The sequence below is a fragment of the Rhizobium sp. BK251 genome, assembly GCF_004345245.1.
Lineage (GTDB): Bacteria > Pseudomonadota > Alphaproteobacteria > Rhizobiales > Rhizobiaceae > Rhizobium.
The window spans coordinates 410,479-435,689 of sequence record NZ_SLUQ01000003.1; the positions used below are offsets into that span (position 1 = coordinate 410,479).

Below are 25,211 nucleotides of genomic sequence, written 5' to 3' on the forward strand. Positions count from 1 at the left end.
TTTCCGGTATTAGGACACTCGGGGAAGCAGTTCTTTTTCAAAAGGTTTTGCCATGGCTTTCTTAGGAATTTCAGGAATGCCGTATTCCGGGGGGTCTTTTGCCGATGCGCGCATTATACTTGCCGAGGATACCAACGTTTTTACTTCGATGATTAGCAGCAAGCTGAAGGAACTGGTCGACGTCGACGTCGAAGTCTGCCGAACCTTCGAAGAGCTGCAAATGGCCTATGAGAGATCCATCGAGCCTATTCGACTTGCGATCTCGAACATAAATCTGCCGGGTGCCGAGCGCGGCGAGGCATTGGAATATCTTGTGGATCTCAGTATCCCGACGATCGTCTTCACCGGGACCTTTCAGCAGAAAACTCGCGACGAACTGCTCGCCAAGGAAGTCGTCGACTATATCGTCAAGGACAATGTCTTTGCCGTCGATCTGCTGGCCGAATCGGTTTGCCGCTTTCTCACAAATCACCGCCACCACGTCCTGATCGTTGACGACAGCCCGACGGCGAGGGCGCTGCTGACGAGCCGACTCAAGCGCTATAACTTCCGCGTCAGCGTCGCCGAGAATGGAGCAAAGGCGCTCGAACTCCTGGCGGAGCATCGCGACATCAGCCTGATGATTACCGACTACAATATGCCCGATATCGACGGCTTCGAACTGACCCGGCGCATCCGCGCCACCGTCGGCTCGCATGAGCTGCGTATCATCGGCGTTTCGTCTTCCGTCGATCGCCTGCTCTCCGCCCGGTTTCTCAAAGCCGGTGGCAACGACTTCATCCTGCGCCCGTTCATCGACGAGGAATTCTACTGCCGCGTCAACCAGAACCTCGACACGCTGCTGCAGATCAAGTCGCTTGGGAAGGAACGCGCCGTTGCGTGACGCACTTCCAAATCGCGACGAGGCGGGAAGGGCCCACGGTGCAAGGTGGTGCCGCATTCGGCCGCCAAGGGCGCTTTGAGCCATGACACCAGGCGCAGCGTTGATCCGCGATGACTACGGTCATCGCCTGGGAAGCCAGAACATCCTTCTCGTCGAAGACTCGAGGATGTTTTCCTCGGTGCTCTCGCACCGGTTCCAAACCGAGCTTGGCCTCAACGTCACGCATTGCGCGTCGCTGAGGGCGCTGCGGGAGGAACTGGCGAAGCCCGGCCACGCCTTCACCATGGCGGTGGTCGATCTCAATCTGCCCGACTCGCCTTATGGCGAGGCGCTGGACCATACGATCGAGCACAACATTCCGACGATCGTGTTCACCGCCTCCTTCGACATGGCAGTGCGCAACCGGATCCTCGAGCGCAACGTCGTCGACTATGTGGTGAAGGGCAACGAGTTCGCGTTGGACGCGCTGGTATCCGCGGTGCGCCGGTCGATCTCCAACCGCAAGATGCGCGTCCTCGTCGTGGACGATCTCCCGTCGGCGCGGCAGGTGCTGATCGAGCTCCTGACAGCACAGCAATTCATGGTGGCACAGGCAGGAACCGGGCTGGAAGCGTTGCAAGCACTCGAAACGTTCGGCGATATCGAGCTCATCGTCACGGACCACCATATGCCGGATATGGACGGCTACGAGCTGACGCGTCGCATCCGCCAGCGCTTCGGGTCCGACAGGATGCGCGTCATCGGCGTTTCGTCCTCGTCTGACCGGATGCTCTCGGCGCGCTTCCTGAAGGCTGGCGCCAGCGACTTCGTCTACCGGCCCTTCGTGGCCGAAGAACTGCAATGCCGCATCGCTAACAATGTCGAAACACTGATGCAGATGAAGCAGTTGCGCGCCGCGGCGGCCTGCGACTACCTGACGGGTCTCTACAACCGCCGGCATTTCTACGACCAGGGGCCGAGGATCGTCAGCGACTGCCTGCGCAACGGCAAGCCGAGCGCCATCGCGATCCTCGACATCGACCACTTCAAGCGCCTCAACGACACCTATGGCCATGAGATCGGCGACCGCGTGCTCAAGGCTGTCGCGGATCGGCTCTACAAGATCTTCGAGGGCAGCGAGAACCTGCTGTCGCGTCTGGGCGGCGAGGAGTTCGCGGTTCTCTTCAGCGCGATGGACTCGGAAGCGGCAACGAAGCTCTGCGACGAGATCCGCTCCGACCTCTCGCGCGTGAAGGTGACGGCGGACGATGAAGAGCTATCGGTAACCGTGTCCATCGGCGTCGCCGAAATCACCGACCACGAGACCTTCGAGAACTATCTGCATGCCGCAGACCAGTTCCTCTACATGGCCAAGCACAAGGGCCGCAACCAGGTCTATTCAGACGCCAGAATGACAGAAGAGGCGGCGCAGTAAGCGCCGCCTCCGTTGTTTCCCATTCGGGCCTTTGCCGTCAGATGACGACGCCCGTGCGAGCCGTCGACATGGTGAGCTTCCGCTCGGCACGCTCCTGCTGTGGCGAGCGGTTGTAGAGTTCGCGATAACACTTCGAGAAATGCGAGGCGGAGACAAAACCGCAGGCGACGGCCACCTCCACTACGGGCATGGAGGACTGCACCAGTAGGTGCCGGGCGCGATCGAGCCGGATTTCAAGATAGTAGCGTGCCGGAGAGCGGCCCATTTCCTGGCGGAACAGCCGCTCGATTTGCCTGCGCGAAAGCCCGGCATCGTCAGCGATATCCAGCAGCGACAAGGGCTCGGCAAGGTTGCTTTCCATGAGTTCGATGATGGAGAGCACCTTGGAGTTCTGGACACCGAGGCGTGCGCGCAGGGGGAGGCGCTGGCGATCGTGTGGGCTTCGGACGCGGTCTGTCAGGGCCTGCTCGCAGACGCGGTTGACGAGGTTCTCGCCGAAATCCTGGCCGATCAGGTTCAACATCATGTCCAAGGACGCCGTGCCGCCGGCGCAGGTGTAGATATTGCTGTCCACCTCGTAGAGATCGGCATAGACCTCAGCCTGCGGGAAGGCTTCGGCAAAGCCCGGCAGGTTCTCCCAGTGGATTGCACAGCGCTTGCCGTTGAGCAAGCCGGCCTGGGCGAGCACATGCGCGCCCGTACAGAGGCTCCCCACGGCAACGCCGCGATTGTAGGCCTCGCGCAGCCATGCGTTGACCGATTTGTTATGGAATTCCTCGACGTAGATGCCGGAACAGACCAGCGCCATGCTCGGACGATTCTCTCCGCTGAGGTGGCGCCGCTCGTCGGCCAGAGAAGAGTTGCATTCAATGCCGATGCCGCTCGACGAATACACCTTCTGCCCGTCGGCGGAAGCGAGACGCCATGTATAGGCAGGATAGCCGAGCATACGGTTCGCTATACGGAGCGTTTCGATCGCGGCGGAGAAGGGCAATATCGTAAAGTGCGGAACAAGGAAGAAAACCAGCGAACGTTTCTTAGTCTGCATCTTGTTCATGAGCGCAAATCCATGTTCCGCGACGATGTCCCATATTCCTCGCCGGGAAACCGTCAACTCGATAGTCCAAATACGACATTTGCATGGAAGTTAGCGTCGGGGAACTATTATTTTAGCGACATGGCAGATTCGCCAGCACATTGTTGCCATATCTGCGCCCAGGAAACCGGCGGTTTGCGCTCGCACCCGGCAGGGCTATGAAATAAAAAGGAAATATTCAGTGCCAAGCGAAACTTCGGCGGCGGAACGTCTCACGGACGAGTACCGCCGCCGAAATGTTGGCGATGTCGCAATCATTGCATTGCCTTAGGCTCGTCGTTGATGTCGGCGGCAGGCCAGCCAATGTCCTTGCGGATATCGAACGGCATGGACTCAATCTCCCGAGCCGTCTGCCAACGGTGCCAACGCGCGGCAAGCTTGTGGGCGAAGTCGGAGATGTGGGCGTAGGAGGACGCGCCGAAGAAGTGGGAGCCGTGCGCCTTTCCAGTCTGTCTGTAGCTGATCGTGGTCATGTTTCGGTTCCTTTGGTAGGGGCGAGATTCACCCCTGTGTGTAGATATGGGCGTAGCCGACATATCAATCAAGCGAATAGGTTTGATATTTGCCATAACAAGCGCTGATGGATTACCAGCGCGTATGCGGGCCCAGGGAAAGCGGCGATCCCGGCTCGGCCGGCAGACTGCGTGCGTCCACGTCATCGAGTAGATGCTCGGGCAGACGTGTCATTTCCCGTACTGTCCGACGTCTTGTCGTCCGCAGTACTTCGCGGGCACGATAGACAAGGAAACTACGGAATACGTCGCGGAAGGTTTCATGTACCATTTCGGGCTCCTTTTCAGCCCTCGCTTTCGATGCACCTAATATGGTGCTTCGTTGACATTCAGACAAACGAAATGATATGGTTCTTAAATTCAGTTTTATTGAAGGATCCGACGATGAATGCACCCTTGCGCCGTCCCATCCCGCTTCTGGACAACGAAGTTCTCAGAACCTTTGTCGCGATTGCCGAGACCGGAAATTTCTCGACGGCCGCAGAGGCCGTCTTCCGCACGCCGTCAGCCGTTTCCATGCAGATCAAGAAGCTGGAGGACCAGCTTGGCTCCACGCTGTTCCTGCGGGATGCACGTTCCGTGACGCTGACGCAGCACGGTGAGATCCTGCTTTCCTATGCGCGGCGGATGCTGGCTCTCTCCAACGAGGCCGTGTCCAGGTTCATCATGCCGGAGCTCAGTGGTGTCGTGCGGCTCGGTGCCCCTGACGATATTGGCGAGCGGCTCCTGCCGAGCATCCTGCGGGGGTTCGCGGAAAGCTATCCGGGCATCATGATCGACGTCACGGTCGATATGAGCCTGGCGCTGCGCCGGCGCATGGAGGAGCAGAGGCTCGACCTGGCGCTGATCAATTGCGCAACCCGGCCGTTCCCGAGCGGCGGCGAGGTGATCTATACGGAGCGGCTCGTCTGGGCCGGTGCAAAATGCGGGACCGCGCATCTGCGGGATCCACTGCCGATTTCCATATGGGAGGAGGGCTGCATCTGGCGCATGGACGCGATCGCGCAGCTCGAGAGGGCCAAGCGTCCCTATCGCGTCGCCTATCTCAGCGCTCACACGATGGCGCAACGCGCCGCCGTCGTGTCGGACCTTGCGATTGCGCCGTTCCCGCGCTCCTACGTTACGGAAGACATGGTGATCCTGGGAGCAAAGGAAGGCCTTCCGGAACTTACATCATTCGATATCCGCCTGATGGTAAGCCCGCATGCGGCGGGGCCGGTTCGCGCGGTAGCGGATACCATCCGCCACGCTTTCACGGAGCTCGCGAGGGCCGCGTGATGCGGCCCAGATCGTCCCGGATCACTCGCGGTTTCGCCTACGTCTCCTGCCGGTGCCCTCATCGCCCGAGCCTTCTGCCGACATCTTGCGCTCAGGCAGCGTGACGACCTTTGCAAGTTCGGGAAAGGCATCGACCTTGTTCGGCAGGGCCATGGCATAGACGAAGTGCTCTTGAAACTTCGCTTCAAGAGCCGTCTCTATCTTCTCGATTTTTCTGACTGTTTCCTCGATCTCGCGCCGGTAGCCACGGTTCAGCAGCGCCATCCGCGCACCCGTGCCGGCCGCATTGCCGACCGACTTCACCTTGTCGAGCGGGCAGTCCGGTATCAGGCCGAGAACCATGGCGTATTTCGGATCGATGAAAGTACCGAAGGCGCCAGCGAGGCCGATCCGATCGACATGATCGATACCCTGCTTGTCCATCAGCAGCTTGACGCCCGCGTAAAGCGCGGCCTTGGCGAGTTGGATGGCGCGCACGTCGTTCTGCGTGATGGTGATGCGCGGCTCGCCTTGCTGTATCAGGTAGGAGAAGGTCCGGCCGTTCTGGAGGATTCGCGGCGAGCGCGCCGCAAGCGAACCGTCGACAACGCCGTCCTCCGAGATGATGCCCGCAAGGTACATTTCGGCGATCACCTCGATGATGCCGGAACCGCAGATGCCGGTGACGCCAACCTTTTCCGCGGCCTCGGCAAAGCCAGGCTCATCCGACCAGGGCTCGATGCCGATCACGCGGAAGCGGGGCTCGAGTGTCACGGGATCGATGCGTACGCGCTCGATGGCGCCGGGCGCCGCGCGCTGTCCCGAGGATATTTCTGCTCCCTCGAACGCGGGGCCCGTCGGCGACGAGGCGGCGACGACCCGGTGCCGGTTGCCGAGCACGATCTCGGCATTCGTACCGATGTCGACAAGTAGCATCATCTCGTCCTGCCGGTGCGGCCCCTCGCTGAGCGTCGCGGCGGCAGCATCTGCGCCGACATGGCCGGCGATACATGGAAGCACATAGACGCGGGTGCCGGCATTCATCGGCAGGCCGATCTCCGACGCCTTCAGGTGAACGGCACCCGAGACGGCGAGTGCAAACGGAGCGCCTCCGAGCTCGGTCGGGTCGATGCCCAGGAAGAGATGATGCATGATCGGATTGCCGACGAAGACCGCTTCGAGAATATCCTCGCGGGACACGCCGCCATCGGCGCAAACCTTGTCGATCAGGCCGTTCAGCGCTTCGCGGACCGCGTTGGTCATGCCCTCACGACCATCCGGGTTCATCATCACGTACGAAACGCGGCTCATCAGGTCCTCGCCGAAGCGGATCTGCGGGTTGGACGCGCCAGCCGACGCGACCGTGCGGCCGGAGAGAAGGGAGGAAAGATGCATGGCGATCGTCGTCGAGCCGATATCGCAGGCGATGCCGTAGGCCTCGTTCTTCAGGCCGGGGTAAAGCGCAACGAGGCGTGGACGGTCGCTTCCCTCGTCCTTGTGGATCGCGGCCGTGACCTTCCAGTCGCCCTTGCGCAGGACGGATTGCACCCGGGGGTTAAGGTGGAAGTCCACCTCGAGATTTTCGTATTTCCAGTCCGTGGCGATCGCCGCCTTCAGCCGGTCGAGATCGCCGAGCGGCTTGTGCATGTCCGGCTCCTCGACCTCGACATAGCACATGTGGACGGCCGCATCGCGCTCGATCACACGTCCGTCGGAATCCTTGCGGACCACCTGAGCATTGATGACTGTGTCCTGCGGCACATCGATGACGAGATCGCCCAGTATGTGGGCCGAGCACGACAGTCTGCGCCCCTCCGGCAGCTCGCGTATCGAGGCATAGCGCTGCTCCTTCGGACCGATCGACGAGAGATGGTCGTTGGAGGAGACGATCTTGTGCTTGGCGAAATTGCCTTCCTGCACCGAGACCTGGCACCGGCCGCACGTCGCCCGCCCGCCGCATACGCTCTCGACATAGACGCCAAGCTGCCGCGCCGCCTCCAGCACGGGCGTTCCCGGTGGAAAGCGGCCGCGCTTGCCAGATGGCATGAACAGGACGAGAGGGTTGATAGCATCTGCCAACGGTCAGACTTTCTTCTTCGACAGGCGGCGCGTGTTGGATCGGACCCGCTTGCTATATGGTTTCACCGCCGCATGGGCGATCTTCTCTGCCGCCTTTGCCGAGGACTTCGGCTTGCGCCCGGTCGCGATCGCCGCCGCTGCCGTCATAGCCTGCCCGGCAACAGCCGCATTGACGGCCATCGCGCTCTCCACGGCGGCCGCAGCCTTTTCCGTCACCATGCGATTGAATTCCGCCATGTTTTTCGTATTGCCGGTCATCATGGCGATACCCATCGCCTGGCTGCGCATGGCAATGACCATGGGCGCCTGAAACCAGAGGCTGGCAAGATCGCGGGCGAGGCCCGGCCTGATTGGTGCCCTCATTCCGTCCTCGCTCCCACGCCGGCACGCGCCGCACGTCCGCCACGCCGACCACCGCCGGCAGCCGGGGCGGGGGCTGCAGCCGCGGCCGATCCGCCTTCGGCCGGCTTGTAATCGCGGTAGGTCATGATCCAGTTGGTGCAGTTCGCATCCGTACCATTCAGCACGTTGGCGGCGCGCACGGCCTCCATTTCCTGCGGACGGCAGGGGTTCATGATCGCCGACGTCATTCCGGCGCCGATGACCATGGGAATGAAGCCGGCATTGATGCCATGACGGTGCGGCAGGCCGAAGGAAATGTTGGAGAGGCCGCAGGTCGTGTTGACCTTCAGCTCGTCACGCAGGCGGCGCAGGAGCGCGAAGACCTGACGACCGGCATCACCTAGTGCGCCGATCGGCATGACCAAAGGATCGACGACGACGTCGTGCGGCTTGATGCCGTAGTCCATGGCGCGCTCGACGATCTTCTTGGCAACGGCGAAGCGGACGTCCGGATCCATTGAGATGCCGGTCTCGTCGTTGGAGATGGCGACAACAGGCACGTCGTATTTCTTGACGAGCGGCAGGATGGCCTCCAGCTTCTCCTCCTCACCGGTGACCGAATTGACCAGCGGGCGCCCCTTGGCGACCTTCAGCGCAGCCTCGATTGCGGCCGAGACCGAGCTGTCGATCGACAGCGGCACGTCGACAAGACCCTGGACGATCTCCAGCGTCTGCACGAGAAGCCCGGGCTCGGTCTCATTCGGGTTGACGGAAGTGACGCCGGCATTGACGTCGAGCATGGTCGCCCCGGCCGCCACCTGCTCCAGAGCATCCTTGATGACAGTGTCGAAATTGCCCACGACCATTTCGGCGGCAAGCTTCTTGCGGCCCGTCGGGTTGATGCGCTCGCCTATCACGCAGAAGGGCTGGTCGAAACCGATGATGATTTCGCGGGTAGCGGATGCAACGATAGTGCGCGTCATTTGTGATCCTCTGTCAAGGGCGCGGTCGGATTGGTCTATCGTGCCGCGATGGGTGTTACAAGCAGGCCGGCTCCTCCGCCACCTGCCGGAATTTCAATGCGTCGGAGTGTGATGCGAGGCGATCTCGGCCAGTTCCTGCTGATTTTCTTCCCTGCCTTCGCGAAGATGCTCCAGACGCTCGACGATACGCTCATCATCACGATTGGCCTCGCGCTTCCAGGGCTTTCGACCCTCCAGAACGCCTGAATCGTGAACCATCTCGGCTACATATTCCTCCTGCCGGTAGGCCATCACATGGATGCCCGAAACGCCCTCGATCTCCTTCACCTCGTTGATGATGTCGATGCAGAGCTGCTTGCCTTCCTTCTTCTGGTCCTGCGCTCCCTCGATGCGCTTGATGACCGCGTCCGGAATATGGACGCCGGGCACGTTGGAGCGCATCCAGCGCGCCGTGCGCGCGGAGGCAAGCGGGCCGACACCGACAAGGATGAAGCATTGTTCATGAAGGCCGAGGTCGCGGACCTTCTTCATGTATTCGCGGAACATCGGCACGTCATAGCAATATTGGCTCTGCACGAATTGCGCACCGGCCTCGATCTTCTTCGCAAGCCGATAAGGCCGGAAGTCATAGGGCGGAGCAAACGGATTGATCGCCGCACCGAGGAAGACCTTCGGCGGGGTCGACAGCTTTCGGCCGGAGAGGAACTTCGCGTTATCACGCATGATGCGCACGGTTTCGAGCAGCGACATGCAATCGAGGTCGAAGACCGGCTTCGCTCCCGGCTGGTCGCCGGCCTGCACGCCGTCACCGGTCAGGCACATGATGTTGCAGACGCCCATCGCGGCCGCGCCGAGCACGTCGCCCTGGATTGCTATACGGTTCTTGTCCCGGCAGGCGATCTGCATGATCGGTGCATAGCCCATGCGGGTCAGCAGCGCGCAGATGCCGACCGACGACATATGGCAATTGGCGCCGGAGGCGTCGACCGCGTTGATGCCGTCCACCCAGCCGTCGAAGATCGAAGCGCGCTCGTAGACGTCCTCGGGATCGGCGCTGTCCGGCGGGTTCAGTTCAGCAGTCACCGCGAATTCGCCGCGACGGAGCACACGTTCCAGCCGCCCGTGGGATGAATGGCCGGGCAGGGGATCGAGCGGCAGGTGGGCGCCAAGGGGATTTTCGTCGATATGCGCCATGGATATCAGGCTTCCTTTTTGGGCGCGCGGGCCGCGGCCGCTTCCGCCGTCACGCGCAGCCACGAGGAGGTCTCCCGCAGCGACTGGTTCACCGGCTTCTGCACGTTCATGATTGCATCGCCCTTCACCATGTTGCGGGAACCATTCCAGGCCTGAACCCAGACACAAGGCATATCCGGCTCCACCTCGCAGTTGCCATTGGCACGAACGCCGCCGCACGGACCGTTGCGCAACTGCTTGGGACAGTTCATCGGGCAGGACATGCCGGTCGACGAAAGCGCGCACTGGCCGCACATTCGACAGTCGAAGAGAAAGCCCTTCACATGGCGCTCGACGAAGGTGACCGGGCGCTCGACGCGAGCGTAACCGATCGCGTTCCACAGGGGATGCAACAGGAGGAACATGTCGGCGAAGCGGCTATAGAACCATTCGAGGAAGCGCGAGTGGCGAACGGCCCAGAGCCTAACCGTATATTTGTGGCGTGCACGGCGATTGGGTGAGACGTCGGCGGGCGTATAGGCGCCGCTTGCGGCCTTCGCCGCGGGCGCGGCATTGCCCGGCTTCGGCTTTTCGTCAGCCATTCTCGCGTCCCCCGGCCTTGACGAGTGCGACGAGACGTTCCCTGTCATAGGCGGCTTCGAACTCGGCGGCCGCCTTGTCGGCTTCGGCCTCGAGATCGTCGGATACGGGCATCGGGTCGGCCTTGCGCCACTCGGCAAGATAGTCGTCGGTCTCGGCTGCACCTGTACGCATCGCGCACATGTCGATCGCCTCCGTGAAGCGAAGGCTGAGCTCGCGTTTTGCCGTCTTTCGGCCCTGCCGAATGATGACCTGCGCCGGAATATCCCGCCAGTAGACTATGATGCGATCCGCCATTCGATACACTCCTCTTGCCCGCACAATGCACCGCCGCAACATCCGGGACTGCGCTTGCCACGACGCGGCACACGCCAAAAAGCGACGCGGCTGATTGTGGCAGATCATATTTGAGCCGCCCTGCGGTCGTTTGCTGCGAAGCTGGCGATTTTCACCGGAATTTCAAAGGATTCTTTTGGCGCACGAAGTGCCGTGCGACATCGTATTTCGCGACGACCGGAGGCCGCCATTAACAATCATGTCGTAATCAGACGGCCGACAGTTCGCGGCCCAGGTCGCCGTAGCTGGTGAAGCGATAGATATAGTCGAGCCCGAGGTAGCCGGCGGCATTCCTCGCCTTCTCCTGCAATGCCGGATCTTCTTCCTGCGAGAGATAGATGAGCTTCCGGTAGTTGCCGAAATAGATTTCCTTCAGCTCAGGGTGACGATCCAGGCCAAGCGGCTGAATGACGAATGCGTCGAACTGGCGCGCAAGGAAGTCGGTCAGGAAGAAGGCGTCAAAATCCTCGTCAGCGCGCGCGGCGAATTCCTCGTTCCCGGCAAAGAAGGAATAACAGTGCGGCCCGGAAAGCCGGGCGATGCCCTCCCGGTTGCAGATCGCGTCAATGGCGCCGCCGGTCCCGCAATCCGCATAGCCGATGAAAATGCGTTCGAAACCCTCGGCGCGCGCCTCGGCAATCGCCTCCTCGAGGGCCGGAGCAATCTTCTGTGGATAGGAATGATAGATGGCGGGCAGACAGTGAAGATCGATATGGTCGAAGCCGTTCAAACGGTTTACCGCCAATATCTCGCGCGCGATTGCACCGCACGCAATTACGTGAACTTTTTCCCGTTTCGCGCGTTCAGGATGCGGGAGGGGGACTCCCGCCTCATTTCGGTCAAAACCCATTTCACGAAGGACTCCTGATCATGACTCGATCGACCCTGATGAAAGCAAGTGCCGCCGTCATCGCTCTTTTCATGTTGGCCTCCTGCGCCAATACCATTCGCGGTGTGGGCAGGGATGCGGCCAATACCGTCAATGCGACCGAGGCCGCCGGCCGCAGCGTCGCGCGAGCAGCTAACTAGCAAGGGCGTCCGATAGAGTCTGCGGCCGGACCTTAGGCGCTGGCCGCATGACTGTTGTGCTTGCGCCTCATGAACTCCTTGGCGGTTTCCACCGCGATCGCCGCATCGCGGCAATAGGCGTCTGCACCAACCGCCTTGCCGAATTCCTCGTTCAGCGGTGCGCCGCCGACAAGCACGATATAGTCGTCGCGCATGCCCTTTTCCTTGAGCGTGTCGATGACAACCTTCATATAGGGCATGGTCGTTGTCAGGAGCGCCGACATGCCGAGGATATCGGGCTGTTCGCGCTCGATCGCTTCCAGATAATTCTCGACCGGATTGTTGATTCCGAGATCGATGACGTCGAAACCGGCGCCCTCCATCATCATGCCGACGAGGTTCTTGCCGATGTCGTGAATGTCGCCCTTGACGGTGCCGATCACCAGCTTGCCTTGCTTCGGCGCGCCGGTCGCTGCCAGCAGCGGGCGAAGGATGGCCATGCCCGCCTTCATCGCATTGGCGGAAAGCAGCACTTCCGGCACGAAGAGGATGCCGTCGCGGAAATCGATGCCGACGATGCGCATGCCTTCAACGAGGGCTTCAGTCAGCACGTCGTAGGGCGCCCAACCGCGCTCCAGCAGGATATTCGTGGCCTCTTCGATCTCTTCCTTCAGTCCGTCGTAGAGGTCGTCATGCATCTGCTGCACGAGTTCTTCGTCAGAGAGTTCCGCAAGGATGATTTCGTCGTCCGACATGATGGGGTTCCCGTTGGTGCGATGCGTTGATGACGCGGTTGGAGCAGACTGCCTCAACAAGAGTTAAACCTCAACCATGACAAAACTCTTTTCGAATGCGACGTTGCCCGGATAAATAACGACCAGCACGGTCGTCCGTCGCACCTCCCGAATGTCTGTCCTTTGCTACTGACTGGCGCATAAAGGAACGTTTCGGTCGTTGGATCGGCTAGCATGCATGCAACAAGAAGTGCCATCGGCCCAGGAATGAGGAAGCAATCATGGACGACTTGACGGAACACACAGCAGGCGCGGGCGATGGCGGCGGACGTCGCTCGAGAGGCGAGGGACGGGGCGCGGCCGCGCGTCGTGCTTCGCGAAGCGGTGGCGGCGCCGGCCCGTCGCTTCCCTACATCACGCGCAAGATCGGCGTCTATGAAGTGCTCGACGAAGAAGGGCTTTCCCTTATCGAACGCAACGCGGACACAGTGCTCGAAGAGATCGGCATCGAGTTTCGCGACGATGCCGAAGCACTTGCACTCTGGAAGGAGGCGGGTGCCGATATCAAGGGGCAGCGCGTGCACTTTCCCAAGGGGCTGTGCCGGGAATTGCTCAAGACCGCGCCGAAGGAATTCACCTGGCACGCCCGCAACCCTGCGCGCAGCGTCCATATCGGCGGCAAGGCGACGGTCTTTGCGCCCGTCTACGGACCGCCTTTCGTGCGCGACCTCGACGGCAAGCGCCGCTACGCGACGATCGAGGACTTCCGCAATTTCGTGAAGCTTTCCTACATGGCGCCGTCGATGCATTCGTCCGGCGGCACGGTCTGCGAGCCAGTCGATGTTCCGGTCAACAAGCGCCACCTCGACATGGTCTACAGCCACATCAAATATTCCGACAAGCCTTTCATGGGTTCGGTGACCGCTCCGGAGCGGGCCGAGGATACGGTGGCGATGGCAAAGCTGGTCTTCGGCGACGAATTCGTCGAGAACAATTGCGTCACGCTGAACCTCATCAACGCCAACTCGCCGATGGTCTTCGACGAGACGATGCTCGGCGCCCTGAAGGTCTATGCCCGGCACAATCAGGCGTCGGTGGTTTCACCATTCATCCTCTCCGGTGCCATGAGCCCGGTGACCGTTGCCGGCACCCTGACGCAGATTCTCGCGGAGGTGCTCGCCGGCGCCTCCTTCACCCAGCTTATACGCAAGGGGTCGCCGGTGCTCTTCGGCACCTTTGCCGCCTCGATTTCCATGCAGTCCGGTGCACCGACCTTCGGTACCCCCGAGCCGGCTCTGGTCTCCTATGGTGCGGCCCAGCTTGCGCGGCGTCTCGGCCTGCCGTTCCGTACCGGCGGATCACTGTGCGCCTCCAAGGTGCCCGATGCCCAGGCCGCCCATGAATCGGCCAACACGCTCAACATGACGCTGCTTGCCGGGACGAACTTCGTGCTCCACGCCGCAGGCTGGCTCGAAGGCGGCCTCGTCAGCTCCTACGAGAAGTTCATGATCGACCAGGATCAGCTCGGCATGATGCAGAAGATGGCCGAAGGCATAGACCTCTCGGAAAACGGTCAGGCGCTCGATGCCATCCGCGAGGTCGGCCCGGGAAGCCACTATCTCGGCTGCGCCCATACACAGGCCAACTTCCAGTCGGCCTTCTATCGTTCGGCCCTTGCCGACAACAATTCTTACGAGCAGTGGGAGGTCGAGGGTGAGAAGCGCATCGAGCAGCGTGCCAACGCGCTTTGCCGCTCCTGGCTCGAACACTACGAGGCACCGGCTCTCGATCCGGCTATCGACGACGCTCTGCTTGCCTATATCCAGAAGCGCAAGGACTCGATGCCCGACGCCTTCACCTGAAGCGAGCCCGAAGCCGCCAGGGAGCAAGGCGGTGCAGTGCGCGTTGCCGACCTGATTCAAAAGGAAGTCTGGCGACCGCACTACAAACCGGGGGCTAAGTCGTGACCGCCCCCACGACGGTCCTACCCGAAATCCGTGCGGCTCTCGAACCGCACGGAATTTTTACGCGTGGCGTAGCCGATTTCAGCGGGAGGGGCGGTGGGCCCACCCTGCACGGAGGCGGCTCGGCCGCGAGCGTCGTGTTGCTGGGCAATATCGGCGGCTCGATATGGCAGAGTTTCGACCACTGGCGTCAACTCGCGGAGAACCGGGACCGGACGGATCCGCTCGACGACTGGTCGAAGGAACTCATCGCACCGCTTGCGGAAACTCTCGGCGCCACTGCCTATTTCCCCTCCGAGCCGCCATGGCAGCCTTTCCAGCAATGGGCGACGATGGCAGAGGGCTTGATAGCCTCGCCCCTCGGAATACTCATCCATTCCGAGTACGGCCTGTGGCACGGCTATCGTGGCGCGCTCGGCTTTGAAGATCGAATTGACCACGCTCCAGCAGCCGTTCATGCGCCGCACCCGTGCGACGAATGTGCTGAAAAGCCTTGCCTTCGCACCTGTCCGGTTGACGCGGTGACCGAACTGGGCTTTTCGGTCGCGCGCTGTCGCAGCCATCTGCCGACGGAAGAGGGCAAGGCAGGCTGCATGCAGTCGGGTTGCCTTGCCCGGGCCGCATGCCCGGTGGGTGCGGCCCATAGCTATCCTCCGGCGCAACTGCGCTTTCACATGGAAGCGCTGTGGATCTAGGTGGCGCAGTCCGGCATTCTGCCCTATTCAACGTCGTTGTCTGATTCGGAACGGGCGTGAGATTGGCGGAAGGCGGAATGGCCAAGGGAACACCGATGAAGCGATTCCTGCTGGGGCTCCTCACCATGTTCGGTTCGTATCTTGCCGGCCATCCGGCCATTGCCGGCGATCACTGCCGCCGCGTCGCGCATCTCGGCCACCATTACATTGTCTGCAGTTTCGATCCGGCCGCCGAGGAGTTGCGCCTCTATCACGCCGACGCCTCCGGAAAGCCCTATGGCAGCTTCCAGGCGATGCTCGACGATATCGAGCCCGGCGGAACAAACATACTCTTTGCGATGAATGCCGGCATGTATCACGCCGACCTATCGGCTGTCGGTCTCTATGTCGAGGGTGGCGTCGAGCAACAGCAGATCAGTACCGGCAGGGGGTGGGGCAATTTCCACCTGCTTCCGAACGGGGTCTTCTATCTAGCCATGGGCAAGGCAGGCGTAGTGGAGACCCGGGCCTACCTCGATGCAGGGATAAAGCCGCGCTTTGCGACCCAGTCCGGCCCCATGCTCGTCATAGACGGCAAGATCCATCCGCGCTTCCTGCCGCACAGCGACAGCCTCAACGTCCGCAACGGTGTCGGCGTCGATGCGAACGGCATCGTCCACGCGGTAATTTCCGAAGATCCGATCCGGTTTTATGACTTCGCGCTGCTCTTCCGCGACGTTCTCGGCTGCGACAATGCGCTGTTTCTCGATGGTTCGATCTCAAGCCTTTATGCGCCCGAGATCAATCGCCATGACCGGCTCTTCCCAGTCGGTCCGATCTTCGCCGTCGTGGCGCCGGTGGCCAAGTGAGCCCGCTCAGACTGTGGATTTCGGGAACGCCCGTTCCAGCCCGCCGGAGCGTATGAGACCTGCCTTGAAGGCCGTGTACGCAGGGTGCTGGCTCGAACGCGCCGCCTCCATCAGCCTTATCTGCAGGCGCGGCGGAGCACCGGTGCCAAGCCATTCGCCCAGCCTCTCGAGCTTCAGCGTATTAAGGATGCGCGTCGCGGCAGCGCCATCGAGATGACGATGGAGGCCCTCGACCAGGCTATCGTCCTGAGCGGGATTTTCCATGATGAGAAGCAGGAAAGCCTTGTCCTGATCGCCGAGGCTGGAAAGCTTCTCGGCGACCGTATCGCGATCGGGAAATGGAGCAGCCGTCATCCACGGCGCCTTCCACGCTCGCGCGGAGGTGCAGCCCCGCTTTCGGCGGCCGTCTTGTTGCGAAGTGGTCCGATCCGCTCGACAATTGTCTCGATCGTCGGCCGCGGACCGGGCGTGTAGCTGTCGATGGCCTGGCGCATGGCCGCAAGATGGTCGCACGAGGTGCCGCAGCAGCCGCCGATGATCTTTGCGCCGGCGTCGCGGGCGAGACGTGCATAGTCCGCCATCAGCGGCGGAGTGCCGGAATAGTAGATCTCGGCGCCGCGGTATTCGGGTATGCCGCAATTGCCCTTCACGATGACGACCGCGTTCGGATCGGCGTTCGTCATGTCGAGGAGGCTCGAAAGGATGTCGGAGGCCCCGACGCCACAATTGGCGCCGACGGCGACCGGCCCCGCACCGATATCCGCGGCCACGCCGTGAATGTCCTTGGGATCCAGACCCATCATCGTCTTGCCGGCCGTGTCGAAGGAGCCGGTATAGGTGTAGGGCAGGCCGATCTTCACGGCAGCCTCGGCGGCCGCCCGGATTTCCTCCGGCGAAGACATCGTCTCGATCCAGGCGACATCCACGCCGCCGGCCTTCAGGCCCTCCATCTGCTCCACAAATGCAGCGACAGCGTCCTCGTAGGAGAGTGCGCCGAGCGGCAGCAGCAGTTCGCCCGTCGGGCCGACGGAGCCTGCCACGATCACCTCGCGTCCGGCCTTGTCCGCGACCGCGCGTGCGATCTCGGCCGCCGCCTTGTTGATGGCGAAGACGCGATCCTGCGCGTGATGCAGTTTCAGGCGATGGCGGGTGCCGCCAAAGCTGTTGGTTAGGATGATGTCCGCACCCGCATCGACGAAATCCTGATGCAGCTTGGTGATCCGCTCGGGGTGCGCCTCGTTCCAGATCTCCGGCGCCTCGCCCGCCTCGAGCCCCGCCGCGAAGAGATTGGTGCCCGTGGCTCCATCGGCCAGAAGAACGCCCTTGCGGGCGAGAAGATCGGTCAAGGGGTTGCGTGCAGGTGCCATGTCTGTTTCCTCAATGATCGTGAGAAACTCATAAAGATATCCTTATATGACTTCAATGCCGAACGAAGAAGATTGAAACGCCCGGAATCGAAGTCACACAGGAAAAAAGTCACCTGCAACTTAGGCTGCAATCGGCGAGAGAGGCGTCATTCAGCCGCCATTTGCTCGGCTGAATGCGTCGTGGGCGTGACCATCGCGGAAATGATGGCCTGCAGGTCAAGGGAGCCGATCGGCTTTCCGTTGGCGTCGACGACAAGCGCGGTCGCCTGACCAGCCTCGGTCATTTGCTTCGCAGCGATCTCCAGGGTCGCCGTTCCCTTGATGGGCAGGCCGTGGGCGTCACCCGTCAGTGGCCCCATCACCGTCTGCGCCTCAATCACACGGCCACGGTTCACTTCCTTGACGAAAGCCGTAATGTAGCCGTCGGCCGGCTTGAGCACGATGTCCTGACCGCTTCCCTGCTGGACGACGCTTCCGTCCCGGAGGATGGCTATCTTGTCACCGAGCCGCAGTGCCTCGTCGAGATCATGGGTGATGAAAACGACGGTCTTCTTCAATTCCTTCTGGAGGTCCAGGAGCACGGTCTGCATGTCGACGCGGATGAGCGGGTCGAGCGCCGAATAGGCTTCGTCCATCAAAAGGATGTCGGCATCGTTGGTCAGTGCCCGGGCGAGGCCGACACGCTGCTGCATGCCGCCGGAGAGCTGGTTCGGGAAGTGGTTTTCGAACCCCGTGAGGCCGACGCGCTCGATCCAGTAGCGACCCTTCTTCTCGCTTTCGGCACGCGGGGCGCCCTGGATCTGCAGACCGTAGATCGTATTCTCGATGACCGTGCGGTGCGGCAGCAGCGCGAACTTCTGGAAGACCATTGCCGTCCGGTGGCGGCGGAATTCGCGAAGCTCGGCCTCGTTCATCCGACAGACATCCACGCCGTCGTAGAGGACCTCGCCGGACGTCGGTTCGATCAGCCGGTTGATGTGGCGGATCAGAGTGGACTTGCCCGAGCCGGAAAGGCCCATGACGACGGTAATCTGACCCGCAGGCATGGCGATATTGATGTCCTGGAGCCCGAGAACATGGCCAAAAGTCTCGTTGAGCTCGGCCTTGCTCATGCCCGCCTTGACCTTGTCGATATGGTCTTGTCCGCGAGGGCCGAAGATCTTGTAGAGGTTCTTGATATCGATCGCGTGACTAGCCATGGATGACCTCCGAGTGCTTCTGCAGCCGCCGGCCGTAGGCCTGGCTCGTGCGGTCGAATATGATGGCGATCGCAACCAGCGCGAAGCCGTTGAGGAACCCCACGGTGAAGAACTGATTGTTGATCGCCTGCAGCGTATTCTTGCCGAGACCGCCGACGCCCACCATGGAGGCGACGACGACCATCGCGAGCGACATCATGATCGTCTGGTTGATGCCCGCCATGATCGTCGGAAGGGCGAGCGGTATCTGCACGTTGAACAGCTTTTGCCGGTGCGAGGAACCGAAGGCGTCGGCCGCTTCGAGGACTTCCTTGTCGACCAGGCGGATGCCGAGGTTGGTAAGACGGATCATCGGCGGAACCGCATAGATAACGACCGCGATCAACCCCGGCACCTTGCCGATCCCGAAGATGACGACGACGGGAATGAGATAGACGAAGCTCGGCATGGTCTGCATCACGTCCAGAATCGGATTGACGATCGACTGGAGGCGCTCGGAACGGGCCATGAGAATGCCGATTGGCAAGCCGATGACGATCGCTATCAGGGTACAGACCGTGACCATGGCAAGCGTGATCATCGTGTCGTTCCAAAGACCGACATAGCCGATGAGAAGCATCGAGATGGCGGTGCCCAAGACGATCTTGAGATTGCGGCTCGCAAGATAGACGACGGCGAGCATGACCAGGAGCACGATCACCCATGGTGTGGTCACGAAAAGGCGCTCGAGGAAATTCAGAAACCACTGCAGCGGCTGGACCATCGCATCGATCAGGTCGACATAGCTGCGTACGAGCGCCCTGAAGCCGTCATCGATGGTCTTGCGGGCATTGCGGATCATCTGATCGTCGATTGCCGGAAAGTTGCACAGTATATCCGGCAGAAAAGTGCATTGCAGAGCCATCTGCTTTCCCCTTTTTTGTACGGTTTCGGTCAACCCAGATGGCCTGCTGGCGGGGACCGAGAGCGCGCGGCCGGACGGGTTCCGGCGCACTGGATTCATTTACGACGATCGCCGGCCGCGCATCGTGCCGTTTGCGACGCCATAGCCCTTGTGCCATGTCGCCAAGACATCGTGGCACGTCGTCGGGCTGCCCGCCATCAGCGGCGGGACTAAATGGCGGCGGAAATTGATCCGCCGCCAGGCATTCCGTCAGAGTGTTCCCTTGACCTTTTCCGCAACGTCAGGTGCAACCCACTTGGTCCACAGGTCCGGATAGGTTTTCAGGAAATACTTCGCTGCGTCCTCGTTCGTGCCCTGGTTCTCGGTCATCCAGGCAAGCACCTTGTTGACCGTGGCATTGTCCCACTTGCGCGTCTTGACATAGTCCATGGCAACCGGAGCCTTTTCGGCAAAGCCCTTGGTAACGATCGTGAAAACGGCCGTCTCCGGATAGTCGTTTACCTTGGGGCTGGCGCAATCCGGGATTGCCGTGCATGCGTCCCATTCGGCCTTGTCGAGCGGTACGCCGAAGGAAAGCTTCGACATCTCGTATTTGCCGAGAATAGCCGTCGGAGCCCAATAGTAGCCGAGCCAGCCGATCTTCTTTTCGAAGGCGTTGGCAATCGAGCCATCAAGGCCTGCACCCGAACCGGTGTCAACCAGATCGAATCCTGCCTTTTCGCCGCCGAGCGCCTTATAGAGGTTGGCAGTCGAAATCTGGCAATTCCAACCCGACGGGCAATTATAGACGGCGCCCTTGGACGGGTCCTCCGGAGCGGGGAACAGTTCCGGATGCTTCAGCGCATCCTGTACCGTCTTGATGTCGGGATGGGCATCTGCCAGGAACTTCGGAATCCACCAGCCCTGTACCGCACCGTCGCTGAGCAGCGGCGCCGCTTCGATCAGGCGGCCTTTCGCAACTGCCTTGTCGAGGGCGGTGCGAACGGCGTTGGTCCAGAATTCGGGTGCAAGGTCCGGCTCACCCTTTTCGTCCATGGAGGTGAAGGTCGGCTGCGTGTCGCCCGTGACGAGCGTCACCGTGCAGCCATAGCCGCTTTCCAGAATGATCTTGTCGACATGGGCGGCGACACCGGCCGACGCCCAGTTCATTTCGGCGATTGAGATGTCACCGCATTCCGCGGCTTGCGCCGCGCCGGCTAGGGCATAGATGCCCCCTGCGATGAAGAGTGAAGCGATGAGCTTCTGCATGTCCTTTATCTCCCAGTATCCTTGCAGTTAAAGATCCGGATGAACGGCAAACTGTCCGTCCAGCCTCTCAGCCCAGTGAATTTTCTGTCGGTCAATTGCGTTCCCCGCGCTTGTCCGACACCCCATACCCAGTACCCGTAATTCTTGTGGAGTCCTGCAGAACCCTGTTGCAGTCTCGCCTTTTGCGGTGCCAGTCAATTCAGCGTAAGGATTCGGGCGGAGAAATCAACCTCTTGTCGCCGCAGCCTGTCCACGCAGCGGTTTCCGGGCACTTATATAACTGCTTGAATTAGCCTAATTTCTGCCATTTCTGGCTGCATTTTGGGCAGCGATGGCCGTAGGCGCCGCTTGCACGGCAGTGCGGAACGACAAGCGTTGAAAAGTCACGCCTGAAAGAGACGTTGGCTGTTCCGTTCGCGGCGATGGGCGGCCATGCCGGAAATATCGAAAAAATTCAAGAAAAATGGAAAATTTGTTCTCGCAAGCCTTCCCAATAACACTCCGGTAAGAATGTCCGGCTATCAGTTGAGCCGTGGCGGGGGACAACCGCTGCTTCTCCGGATCAGGTTCTGCGTCCCGGAGAAAGCGAGTTCTGCGTTGTATCCGCAGAGGCGCCAGCGTATTTCGGCAAACCGTGCCGGTCATTTTTGGCCGTGCGCGGTTTTCGCGTTTAAGGAATGGCGGCAGCGCTTCCAACTAGCCGACGTCCATCCGCTTTCATGAAAAGGCCGCCCATTCGACGAACAGGCGGCGGGAACCCTGCGCTGGACTGTCAGCCGACGTTTGACGTGCGGATGAATCCGAGCAGACCGAAGCGGGTATCGAGTTGCTGGGCGCGGCTTTGCACCTTGTTCTTGCTGACCTTCGAGCCCCAGAGGATCTGGATGGAATTCCTGTTGTTGAAGATATAGAGCATGGGTGTTTCCTCGTCGCCGGCCAAGCGGCTTATCGTCCTTGATTTTGCGGCGGAGATAATCCTCTTTCTCGGGGTCCGCAACGAAGGAAGTCGCCATCAGATGTCGCAAACAGACCACCGCTTCTTTTGGTGCATTTTAGCATCAGCTCAGGTCACGAAAAACCTGGGCAATCGGCCGGAAAACAAGGGTCTCTGGCGATGCGAGCGGGCCTTTCACGAGGAGGAACCAGCGCAATGAACAAGGCGATCATGCTCCAGGGCACCGGCTCCGATGTCGGAAAGACGGTACTGGTCGCCGGCCTTTGCCGCCTTGCTGCCAACAAGGGCCTTTCCGTTCGGCCATTCAAGCCGCAGAACATGTCGAACAACGCCGCGGTCGCCGACGACGGCGGCGAGATCGGGCGCGCGCAATGGCTGCAGTCGCTCGCCGCCCGCGTTCCATCGTCGGTGCACATGAATCCCGTCCTCCTCAAGCCGCAGACGGAGACGGGAAGCCAGATCATCGTGCAGGGCAGGGTGTGGGGTCAGGCAAAGGGGCGAGACTATCAGCGGCTGAAGCCGCAACTTCTCGACTTCGTCATGGAGAGCTACGCAGCGGTCGGCAAGGACAGCGACCTCGTCATCGTCGAAGGCGCAGGTTCGCCGGCCGAGATCAACCTGCGAGCCGGCGACATCGCCAATATGGGCTTTGCGACACGCGCGGGCGTTCCCGTCGTCCTCATCGGCGACATCGACCGCGGCGGCGTGATTGCCTCGCTGGTCGGTACGCACGCGATCCTGCCGGAAGCCGATCGCGCCATGATTGCCGGCTACATGATCAACAAGTTCCGCGGCGACGTCACCCTCTTCGACGACGGGATCAAGGCGGTGCAAGGCTTCACGGGCTGGCCGTGCTTCGGTGTCGTGCCTTGGCTGAAGTCCGCCGGGCGCCTCCCGCCGGAAGATTCCGTGGTGCTGGAGCGTTTGGCACGCGGCAAGGCCGGCGCGCTCAGGATCGCGGTGCCGGTTCTTCCCCGTATCGCCAATTTCGACGACCTTGATCCGCTCAGGGCGGAGCCGGATGTGGACCTGGTCTTCGTGCGCCCCGGCGAGAGGCTGCCGGCGGATGCGGCACTCGTCATCCTGCCGGGATCAAAATCGACTATCGGCGATCTTCAGGATCTGAAAGCCCAAGGATGGGATCAGGAGGTTCTCGCCCACGCGCGCCGCGGCGGCCGCGTCATCGGCATATGCGGCGGTTATCAGATGCTCGGCCGGACGGTGCGGGATCCACAAGGGATCGAAGGCAACGTGCTGCAGGAGCGGGGTCTTGGTCTCCTGGACATCGAAACGGAAATGGCACCGGAAAAGACCGTGCGCAACAGCACCGCCCTCTCGACCGAGCACGACGTCGCGCTTTCCGGCTACGAGATCCATCTGGGCGTGACGACCGGTCCCGACACCGCTCGTCCATCAGCGATCATCGACGGCCGTCCCGACGGAGCGATCTCGGCAGACGGCATGGTGATAGGAACCTATCTCCACGGCCTCTTCACCAGCGACGCCTATCGCTCCAAGCTTCTCGCCAGCTTTGGGATTTCGGCTGAAGGAACGAGCTACCGGCAAAGCGTCGATACGGCCCTCGACGAGATTGCCGGCGAACTCGAGACCGTGCTCGATCGCGACTGGCTTAACCGGTTGCTCGGATAGGCTAGCCGCTCATAGCTCGCCCGAGATCTCGCGCCGCCGCCTGTCGAGCTCTTCCGAATAGCGCCTCAGCGTATGGCTCTCGGTCAGCAACCCGATGACACGGCGTTCGATCAGGTTGTTGACCACCGCGAGCGCTTCGCTCTCGGTCTTGTCGAAGATGGCGGCCGCCTGCTTGGCGTTCATCTGTGCCTGCAGGAAGTCGTTCCTGTGCCTAATGTAGATTTCGAGGCTGTCGCTCTCACCGCTCTCGTGCACGAGGCCGGAATGGACGTCCGGGACGAGGACGAGGCCGACATATTTTTCCGACCCGTCGACGATGATGACCCGCTGCGTCGAGCCGAGGGGAAAATCCTTCCTGAACTCTGCAATGTCCATCCCGACATTTGCCGTGCGAACGTCGGAGCGCATGAGCCTGCCGACCGTGAGATTGCGTATCCAGCCGACGTCGAGGGCGCTGCGAATGCTTTCCCCGCGCAAATGGAAGCGCCACGTGGCGAAGGAATAGCCGAAGGTGGTCCTGACGACGAGCGAGGAGGTAATGACGGCGGCGAGCACCAGCGCCGTGATCGGGAAGTCGCCGGTGATCTCCAGCGCAAGGAACGTCATCGTCAGAGGCCCGCCGATGATCGCGACCGCAAGTGAACTCATGCCGACGACGGCATAGATGACAGGCGTCAGCGTCGCGTCCGAGAAGACATAGGGCGTGCAATAGGCAAAGAGCTTGCCGAGGAGCACACCCATGAAAAGAGAAGCGAAGAAAAGGCCGCCCCTGAAGCCCGAGCCGATCGAGACGGCGGAGGCGAACGACTTCATCAGGAAGAGGCCGATGAGAGCGGGAATCGCAACCTCATGGGAAAGGTTCAGGTGCAGCGCGCCATGCCCGGCGGAGAGCACCTGGGGCGATATCATCGCCAGGAGACCAACGACGATGCCGCCGAGCGCAGGACGGAAAGGCTGGGAAATCGAGCTCCTGCGGGCGAGTTCCTCCACCCAGGTCACGCCCTGCATGATGAGAATGCCGACGCCGGCACAGATCGCGCCGAGCACAAGGGCAGGGAAGTAGTCCGTCGGCGCGACATTTCCGACGGTGCCTACGTCGATCATGATGTCGTTGCCGGCCAACATGCGGGCAACGATCGTCGCGACAAGGGCGGAGACCACGACCGGCGTCAGCGACATGATCGTGTAGGTGCCGATGATCAGCTCGAAAGCGTAGAAAGAGCCGGTCAACGGCGCGTTGAAGGCCGCGGCGATCGCTCCTGCGGCGCCACAGCCAACGAGCGTGCGCAGGTCGGAGCGGCGAAGCTTCAGCGTGTATCCGAATTTCGAGGCTATGCCCGCAGCGATTTGGGTATATCCGGCCTCGAGGCCGACCGAGGCGCCAAAGCCGTTCGAGACGAGGTTCTGCACCGCTACGATGATGCTGTCGGTCAGCGACAGCCGGCCGCCGTGGAGGGCATTGGCCTCGATCGGGTCGACCATCGGCTTCTTGCGCGTCCTAGCCAGGAAGAAGAGCATGATGCCGAGGAGTATCCCGCCGGCGACTGGCGCGGCAAGCAGGAGGAGCTTGCTCTCGATCTCGGCGCCGCTGAGCCGGTCTGCCTCGCTGATTCCGAAGATCAGGCTGTGCATCTTGCGCGATATCACGCTCATCGCGGTTACCGCGAGGCCCGACGAGACGCCCACCGCAGCGCCCGCGAAAGCCATCCCCAGCTCGCTTCGTCTCGCAAGCGCCCTCAGCCTGCCGATGTCAAGGAAGGCGGCAAGGGCACCGAGGCGGCGGAATTCTAGTTTCTGCAGCATGGAGAATGAGGGTTCGGCGCTTGTTGTGGTGAAGGCTATCTATAGTCCCCGGGGCGCTATCGTCAAAGCTTTGCAGCAGGAGAGCCGCATGGGTGCGCATTTTACGGCCCGGGGCCACAGCTGTGCGCTTTCCCGACCGTTGATTGACTTGCCAGATGCAT

At 61.3% G+C, this 25,211-nt stretch carries 26 protein-coding genes; 9 read left to right on the top strand and 17 right to left on the bottom strand.

All coding sequences use genetic code 11. The annotated features are described in order from the left end of the window. The first annotated feature begins 52 nt into the window (after positions 1-52). Entirely contained in the window at positions 53-883 is an 831-nt protein-coding gene (locus EV286_RS08990) for a response regulator (protein WP_132956678.1), read from the top strand. A gap of 82 nt (positions 884-965) precedes the next feature. Beyond that, positions 966-2,297 carry a diguanylate cyclase gene (locus tag EV286_RS08995; RefSeq protein ID WP_132956679.1) on the top strand — a complete coding sequence of 444 codons (1,332 nt, stop codon included), beginning with the start codon at positions 966-968 and terminating at the stop codon, positions 2,295-2,297. A 37-nt stretch (positions 2,298-2,334) separates the two neighbouring features. Here the strand turns inward: EV286_RS08995 and EV286_RS09000 are convergent, their stop codons facing one another. Next, positions 2,335-3,354, bottom strand: a complete 1,020-nt coding sequence (locus EV286_RS09000; protein WP_132956680.1) for a GlxA family transcriptional regulator — start codon at positions 3,352-3,354, stop codon at positions 2,335-2,337. A 293-nt stretch (positions 3,355-3,647) separates the two neighbouring features. Beyond that, positions 3,648-3,866: a hypothetical protein gene (locus EV286_RS09005; protein WP_132956681.1), complete on the bottom strand. Its 219-nt coding sequence runs from the start codon at positions 3,864-3,866 to the stop codon at positions 3,648-3,650. A 423-nt stretch (positions 3,867-4,289) separates the two neighbouring features. Here EV286_RS09005 and EV286_RS09010 point away from each other — a divergent pair, with 423 nt between their 5' ends. Continuing rightward, a complete protein-coding gene (locus tag EV286_RS09010; RefSeq protein WP_132956682.1) occupies positions 4,290-5,183 on the top strand; it encodes a LysR family transcriptional regulator in 894 nt (297 codons plus the stop codon). Between the two features lie 21 nt (positions 5,184-5,204). Here the strand turns inward: EV286_RS09010 and EV286_RS09015 are convergent, their stop codons facing one another. From EV286_RS09015 to EV286_RS09045, 7 genes are all read right to left on the bottom strand, one after another. Beyond that, positions 5,205-7,208, bottom strand: coding sequence for an ASKHA domain-containing protein (locus EV286_RS09015; RefSeq protein WP_132956895.1), 2,004 nt, complete (start codon positions 7,206-7,208; stop codon positions 5,205-5,207). Between the two features lie 36 nt (positions 7,209-7,244). Next, positions 7,245-7,604 (bottom strand): hypothetical protein, encoded by a 360-nt coding sequence (locus EV286_RS09020; RefSeq protein ID WP_132956683.1) that lies wholly within the window; start codon positions 7,602-7,604, stop codon positions 7,245-7,247. Next, on the bottom strand, positions 7,601-8,566 hold the full coding sequence (locus EV286_RS09025) for a methyltetrahydrofolate cobalamin methyltransferase (RefSeq protein ID WP_132956684.1): 966 nt from the start codon (positions 8,564-8,566) through the stop codon (positions 7,601-7,603). The genes EV286_RS09020 and EV286_RS09025 overlap by 4 nt, the downstream gene beginning before the upstream one ends. 93 nt (positions 8,567-8,659) lie before the next feature. Next, a complete protein-coding gene (locus EV286_RS09030; RefSeq protein ID WP_132956685.1) occupies positions 8,660-9,760 on the bottom strand; it encodes a methylenetetrahydrofolate reductase in 1,101 nt (366 codons plus the stop codon). 5 nt (positions 9,761-9,765) lie between these two features. Further along, a complete protein-coding gene (locus EV286_RS09035; protein WP_132956686.1) occupies positions 9,766-10,341 on the bottom strand; it encodes a methylenetetrahydrofolate reductase C-terminal domain-containing protein in 576 nt (191 codons plus the stop codon). Next, on the bottom strand, positions 10,334-10,636 hold the full coding sequence (locus tag EV286_RS09040) for a virulence factor (protein ID WP_132956687.1): 303 nt from the start codon (positions 10,634-10,636) through the stop codon (positions 10,334-10,336). The genes EV286_RS09035 and EV286_RS09040 overlap by 8 nt, the downstream gene beginning before the upstream one ends. Positions 10,637-10,883: 247 nt before the next feature. Continuing rightward, positions 10,884-11,525 (bottom strand): DUF1638 domain-containing protein, encoded by a 642-nt coding sequence (locus EV286_RS09045; protein WP_132956688.1) that lies wholly within the window; start codon positions 11,523-11,525, stop codon positions 10,884-10,886. Between the two features lie 20 nt (positions 11,526-11,545). Between EV286_RS09045 and EV286_RS09050 the strand changes: the two genes are divergently transcribed. Further along, the gene (locus EV286_RS09050) at positions 11,546-11,704 is read left to right on the top strand and encodes an entericidin (RefSeq protein ID WP_132956689.1); all 159 of its coding nucleotides are present in this window, start codon (positions 11,546-11,548) and stop codon (positions 11,702-11,704) included. Between the two features lie 32 nt (positions 11,705-11,736). Here EV286_RS09050 and EV286_RS09055 read toward each other — a convergent pair whose 3' ends face one another. Next, positions 11,737-12,438, bottom strand: coding sequence for a B12-binding domain-containing protein (locus EV286_RS09055; protein WP_132956690.1), 702 nt, complete (start codon positions 12,436-12,438; stop codon positions 11,737-11,739). 260 nt (positions 12,439-12,698) lie between these two features. Between EV286_RS09055 and EV286_RS09060 the strand changes: the two genes are divergently transcribed. The 3 genes from EV286_RS09060 to EV286_RS09070 all read left to right on the top strand — a co-directional run bounded on the left by EV286_RS09060 (position 12,699) and on the right by EV286_RS09070 (position 15,924). Then, positions 12,699-14,279, top strand: coding sequence for a trimethylamine methyltransferase family protein (locus tag EV286_RS09060; protein ID WP_132956691.1), 1,581 nt, complete (start codon positions 12,699-12,701; stop codon positions 14,277-14,279). A 101-nt stretch (positions 14,280-14,380) separates the two neighbouring features. Further along, complete coding sequence (locus EV286_RS09065; RefSeq protein ID WP_132956692.1) at positions 14,381-15,076, top strand: 4Fe-4S dicluster domain-containing protein; 696 nt, start codon at positions 14,381-14,383, stop codon at positions 15,074-15,076. A 125-nt stretch (positions 15,077-15,201) separates the two neighbouring features. Beyond that, the gene (locus EV286_RS09070) at positions 15,202-15,924 is read left to right on the top strand and encodes a phosphodiester glycosidase family protein (protein WP_132956896.1); all 723 of its coding nucleotides are present in this window, start codon (positions 15,202-15,204) and stop codon (positions 15,922-15,924) included. A gap of 6 nt (positions 15,925-15,930) precedes the next feature. On the opposite strand, the gene EV286_RS09075 is transcribed toward EV286_RS09070, so the two are convergent. The 6 genes from EV286_RS09075 to EV286_RS31900 form a co-directional block, all read right to left on the bottom strand. After that, positions 15,931-16,278, bottom strand: coding sequence for a hypothetical protein (locus tag EV286_RS09075; RefSeq protein WP_132956693.1), 348 nt, complete (start codon positions 16,276-16,278; stop codon positions 15,931-15,933). Beyond that, complete coding sequence (gene bmt, locus EV286_RS09080) at positions 16,275-17,291, bottom strand: betaine--homocysteine S-methyltransferase (protein ID WP_132956694.1); 1,017 nt, start codon at positions 17,289-17,291, stop codon at positions 16,275-16,277. The genes EV286_RS09075 and bmt overlap by 4 nt, the downstream gene beginning before the upstream one ends. Positions 17,292-17,437: 146 nt before the next feature. Then, positions 17,438-18,490, bottom strand: a complete 1,053-nt coding sequence (locus tag EV286_RS09085) for a glycine betaine/L-proline ABC transporter ATP-binding protein (protein WP_132956695.1) — start codon at positions 18,488-18,490, stop codon at positions 17,438-17,440. Further along, positions 18,483-19,394, bottom strand: a complete 912-nt coding sequence (locus tag EV286_RS09090) for a proline/glycine betaine ABC transporter permease (protein ID WP_132956696.1) — start codon at positions 19,392-19,394, stop codon at positions 18,483-18,485. The genes EV286_RS09085 and EV286_RS09090 overlap by 8 nt, the downstream gene beginning before the upstream one ends. 249 nt (positions 19,395-19,643) lie before the next feature. Next, positions 19,644-20,642, bottom strand: a complete 999-nt coding sequence (locus EV286_RS09095; protein ID WP_132956697.1) for an ABC transporter substrate-binding protein — start codon at positions 20,640-20,642, stop codon at positions 19,644-19,646. Between the two features lie 772 nt (positions 20,643-21,414). Beyond that, positions 21,415-21,558, bottom strand: a complete 144-nt coding sequence (locus tag EV286_RS31900; protein WP_165932811.1) for a hypothetical protein — start codon at positions 21,556-21,558, stop codon at positions 21,415-21,417. Here EV286_RS31900 and EV286_RS09100 point away from each other — a divergent pair. Both EV286_RS09100 and EV286_RS09105 read left to right on the top strand, forming a co-directional pair. Beyond that, positions 21,557-21,796 (top strand): hypothetical protein, encoded by a 240-nt coding sequence (locus EV286_RS09100; protein WP_132956698.1) that lies wholly within the window; start codon positions 21,557-21,559, stop codon positions 21,794-21,796. The genes EV286_RS31900 and EV286_RS09100 overlap by 2 nt on opposite strands. Then, complete coding sequence (locus EV286_RS09105; protein ID WP_132956699.1) at positions 21,793-23,247, top strand: cobyric acid synthase; 1,455 nt, start codon at positions 21,793-21,795, stop codon at positions 23,245-23,247. The genes EV286_RS09100 and EV286_RS09105 overlap by 4 nt, the downstream gene beginning before the upstream one ends. Before the next feature lie 9 nt (positions 23,248-23,256). Here EV286_RS09105 and EV286_RS09110 read toward each other — a convergent pair whose 3' ends face one another. Further along, the gene (locus EV286_RS09110; protein ID WP_132956700.1) at positions 23,257-25,050 is read right to left on the bottom strand and encodes a chloride channel protein; all 1,794 of its coding nucleotides are present in this window, start codon (positions 25,048-25,050) and stop codon (positions 23,257-23,259) included. Positions 25,051-25,211 lie beyond the last annotated feature (161 nt).